Source organism: Burkholderia sp. YHN3-13 (genome assembly GCF_055810675.1).
In genome coordinates this window covers 1-3,928 of the sequence record NZ_JBVVNQ010000056.1, presented here as the reverse complement: position 1 = coordinate 3,928, position 3,928 = coordinate 1, and the positions used below count along the sequence as shown (strand labels likewise).

The 3,928-nt window shown below is 61.9% G+C and carries 4 protein-coding genes and 1 pseudogene; 2 read left to right on the top strand and 3 right to left on the bottom strand.

Translation table 11 applies throughout. From position 1 onward, the window contains the following. Positions 1–383, bottom strand: a 383-nt coding sequence (locus AC0KUR_RS37700; RefSeq protein WP_473377368.1) for a fasciclin domain-containing protein, incomplete at its 3' end; no start/stop codon positions are given. 327 nt (positions 384–710) lie between these two features. Between AC0KUR_RS37700 and AC0KUR_RS37695 the strand changes: the two genes are divergently transcribed. Next, on the top strand, positions 711–1,400 hold the full coding sequence (locus tag AC0KUR_RS37695) for a globin family protein (protein ID WP_062885747.1): 690 nt from the start codon (positions 711–713) through the stop codon (positions 1,398–1,400). Continuing rightward, on the top strand, positions 1,388–2,089 hold the full coding sequence (locus AC0KUR_RS37690) for a hypothetical protein (protein WP_124524270.1): 702 nt from the start codon (positions 1,388–1,390) through the stop codon (positions 2,087–2,089). The genes AC0KUR_RS37695 and AC0KUR_RS37690 overlap by 13 nt, the downstream gene beginning before the upstream one ends. A 185-nt stretch (positions 2,090–2,274) precedes the next feature. Here AC0KUR_RS37690 and AC0KUR_RS37685 read toward each other — a convergent pair. After that, positions 2,275–3,511, bottom strand: a pseudogene (locus AC0KUR_RS37685) (PAS domain S-box protein); the annotation flags it as partial. Positions 3,512–3,719: 208 nt separating this feature from the next. Beyond that, positions 3,720–3,928 (bottom strand): hypothetical protein (locus AC0KUR_RS37680; protein WP_473377367.1); only part of this gene is annotated, 209 nt, incomplete at its 5' end.

Sequence of the window (3,928 nt, the reverse complement as noted above, 5' to 3'; positions counted from 1 at the left end):
CCTTCGACCGTCTTCAGCGTTGCCTTGCCGCCGCCTTGCTCGACCGCCCTGGCAAGGTCGAATGCCGTGAGTCGTCCGGATACAACGTGATACGTCAACACCTTGACGAGCACAGCCTTGTTCTCCGGCTTCAATAACGTCTGCACCGTGCCGGCCGGCAACGCGGCGAATGCTTCGTTGGTCGGTGCAAATACCGTGAAGGGCCCCTTGCTCGACAATGTGTCGACCAGCCCACCCGCCTTGACCGCTGCGACCAGCGTCGTGTGGTCATGAGAATTCATCGCGTTTTCGACGATGTTCCTCGACGGGTACATCGCGGCGCCACCCACCTCGACCGTCTGCTCCATCGACATGGATCCTGCCTCGGTGGCCGGCGCGTACATGCACGTTGCGAATGCAAGGGCGAGCGCCACGCCACCCAGTTTTGCTTTGCCGAAAGATTTCATTTTAGTACTCCGCAAAATTGCCGCCGTGGTTGGAAGCAATCGGAGATACGAGTCGAGCCGCGCAGCGGATGCAAGGTCGAACACTTCATCGCGGACAGATCTGCGATCCAGGGCATCTCAAGGGTGTCGAAAACCTTGCCCATCTTCAATCGCCACTGCATCCGTTCTCGCTCGGCCACCGTATCTGCGTATGTCATCCAGCCAAGGTGCTCGGTGTCCCACCTCGGGAAATGGCGTCGCGATGGCATTCAGAGGAGACAACTCATGAAGCTTTTCATCGGTATCGTCGTTGCCGCAGCGGCGCCGTTCGCGCTCAGCGCTTGCGGAGGCGGAGATGACATTGCTCCCGTGGCAGCACAACATCCGGAGAATCTGGCCATCTGGACCGCGCTCGGCGGTGATTCGGCTGCCCCCGGCGTAGTGGCCGGCGTGGTCAATGCGGCTGTCGCAGGCCTTTTGGCGGACCCGGTCGAAGCGCCCTATTTTGCGGCCGTATCAGGTAATGCGAGCCATAGCAGTGCAGCCCATGACACCCCCGCACGGCTTGAAGCATGTCTCACGTTGCAGTTTGAATCGCTCCTCGGCGGTCCGTACACCTACCCTGGCCCCGTCAAGGTCGCCGGAGACATCGACTCCCAACCGGAGATGTGCCAAGACATGACGACTGCCCATAACGACGTCGGCGTTCCAGGCTGCGTGTTCGACCAGTTCATGGTGGATCTCGTCGCGACGCTGCAAAGCAAGCTCTCGGCCGCGGACTTTGCCGCACTGACGTCGACGACGAATGGAACGTACACGCTTACCGAGAAAAACTCAGCCGGCATCCCGGTCGGCACAAAATTCCAGTTCAGTGCGGTACCCACCCTCTTCAACCTGCGTAATACCATCATCAGCGCCACACCCGGCGGCCCCGTGTATCTTCCCCCGACGGTTGCATCATCATGTACGGGCTGACGGCGGTGCGAAGGACCCACGTGATCGCGTGGGTCGCTGCGGCACTCTCCGTGAGTGTTGCCGGGATCGGCTGGTTGCACACGACGCAAGGGCGACGGCTCCTCACCGAGCTTGGCGTGAAGTGTCCAGTTGATTCCGTCGATTCCCGAACGGTGCTGTCGATTCGCAACAAAGCGATTTTGCAGGAGAGAGGTGTATCAGCGGCCGCCCACCGTCCTGCGTTTGGCCTGCAGCTCGATCGCAGTACGGAAGCAGAAGTGCTGGAAAGAATGTCGCGATACAAGGCGCAGTGCCTCGAATTGTCCCGAGGCTTGCGCTACCTGCGCTGTCGAGGCGTGCCTGCAGAAACGCTCGGCTCGAATGGACCACCCGTGAGCGAAATATGGTTCAGTTTCGCGCCGGATCACACGTTGATGGCCATCAATGTGTACCGTCGCGACATGTCCGCAGATGAAACACGACGGAGCTGGCAGATCGCCGTCCGGAATCTGCACAATGTGCTCGGAGCGCCAACATCTGTGTCTGGAGATACGACGCTGGAAACGCTTATAGGCAAACCCGTGGCGGTTGCACGGGTGAGCTACGCCTATTCGGATTACGTAGCGACGGTCACCGCATCCCACCTGCCATACGGGGGACTGGCAGTCCGCGAACAGTATATGTCTACCGCGGTCAAGCAAGAAGGGTAAACATTCGGACGAGATGCTCGACCGAGGTCCGGCATCTCGCGAACCGCACCGTTGATGAAGGTCTCCAGGAGTCGGCAAAAGTATCAGTCCGCTTTCCAGCTACGACGACGTCCTAGTTCAGCATCCGCTCGTTAGGAACGTCAATAACGTCGCCTGCGTAAAACGCGGCCCGACGACAAAACGACTCAACTGCTGCGGTTGCTTGTTCGGCCGACTAACCCGCGCTCGCGCGCCCAGACGATCGCCTCGCCGCGGCTGTACACGTCGAGCTTCGCGTAGATCGTCGCGACGTGATTGCGCACGGTGTTCGGCGCGAGCCCGAGACGGCCGGCGATTTCCTTGTTGGTCAGGCCATGGCACAGCAGGTCGAACACGTCGCGCTCGCGCGCGGTCAGGTCCGACGGCTGGGCGCCCGCATCCGGCGCATTCGCGCGCCGCACGTTCGCCAGCTTCTCGATCAGCGTGCGGCTGAACCAGGACGCATCCTGCATCGCCGTTTCGATCGCGTAGACGAGCTCCATCTCGGTACGCTTGCGGTCGCTGATGTCGAGCAGCGCGACGAGCAGGCAGTCGCGCCCGTGAATCGCGACGGGGTCGGACGACACGACGCAATCGCGCACGTCGCCTTCACGCGTGCGGATCCGCACATCGGCGTTGCGCACGTTGCCGTCGCGCGCCAGCCGGTCTTCGATGCGCTGCCACGCGGCGCGTTCGGCCCACAGCCCGATCTCCTCCGCGAATTTGCCGAGCAGGTCGTCCTGCGGATGGCCCGTCATCGCGGCGAACGCGCTGTTCACGTCGAGCAACGGCCGTGACGATCGCGGTGGGGACCGGTGCCATCTGGAACGCCGTCGCGGAGCGTTCCTCGCTCTGCCGCAGTGCACGCTCGGCCTGCTTGCGCGGCTCGAGATCCATGAACGTGAACAGCATGCACGCTTCGTCGTTCATGTCGATCGGCTGCCCGGCGACCACCATGGCCTTCGTGCTGCCGTCCGCGAGCTTCGGCACGGCCTCCATCTGCGGAATCGTCGCGCCTTCGCCGAGCCGCTCGATCGCGAGTTCGCGCCGCTCGGCCTGTTCGAGCACGTCGACCTCGTATACCGAGCGGCCGAGCACGTCTTCATGCACGTGGCCGGTCATGTCGAGAAAGCCCTGGTTGACCTTCACGTAGCACAGGTCGTCGAGCCGGCAGATCACGGCCGGCGCCGGGTTCGCGTTGAAGATGCGCTCGAAGCGCTCCTCGGCGCTCGCCCATTCGGTTGCGTCGTGCACCACGAGCGCGAGGCAGTTCGGTTCGCCGGCGGCGTTCGTCAGCACGAGGCTGCGGATGCGGTGGACCTAGCTCACGCTTTCGTCGGAGGCCGATTCGATTTCGACCGGCACGTCGCTGAACTCCTCGCCCGCGATCACGCGATCCATCGGATTTCCCAGGGCGGTTCAGGTGCAACTGGCGGCGGTCGGGATACGACTTCAGCGCCTGTTCGTTGTCCAGTTCGTTCATCGGTTCCTTGTCTATTTCGTCCCGTCATCTTGATGGCTTGATCCACCATCTTCGATGTGGCCATGTCAGAAGACGCTCTTTTGTTCGGCAACGAAAGGTAGATACTAACCCATTGTTTTATATGAATAGTTATTTGGGGCCGCAAGGCAAGGTCTTGTCAGGCTTAAAGGCGTCCAACTGGAAAAACGCGCGGGAATCAAAGGCACCCCGAACCTGCGCGGCGGGCTGAACCGCGGCGGCACGTATGACGGGCTGACGACCGCGACGCTGACGGTCGATACGCAAAAGGCGATCGGCCTGCCCGGCGGCACCTTCAACGTCAGCGCGCTGCAGATCCA